1 pseudogene is annotated in these 264 nt (G+C 54.5%); it reads left to right on the forward strand.

Going from position 1 to position 264, the window contains the following annotated elements:
* Positions 1-198: pseudogene (locus tag AF337_RS15975) on the forward strand (NAD-dependent epimerase/dehydratase family protein); the annotation flags it as partial.
* Positions 199-264 lie beyond the last annotated feature (66 nt).

The following is a 264-nucleotide window of genomic DNA, read 5'->3' on the forward strand; positions in this document are numbered from 1 at the left end:
GCCGCCTATCTCCTGCGCACGCGCAATCTCGGCTCCATCGACATACCAAGCCGCTTCCATTCCAATTGGATGGACAACAGCAAAGCGAAATACCTGCTGGATTGGCGGCCAAACTACGATCTCGAAATGCTTATCGACTCAGCCTGGCAATACGAGCGTTCGAAGGAGGAGCCTCGCATCGTCTGGTATCCGGGTTGATTTCGTGTGGCGGGCACGCGGTGTCCGTCTGTTTCAAGGGAGGAAACTATGAGGAAGGCATTACTA

It is taken from the genome of Rhizobium ecuadorense (assembly GCF_001187535.1).
GTDB classification, from domain to species: domain Bacteria; phylum Pseudomonadota; class Alphaproteobacteria; order Rhizobiales; family Rhizobiaceae; genus Rhizobium; species Rhizobium ecuadorense.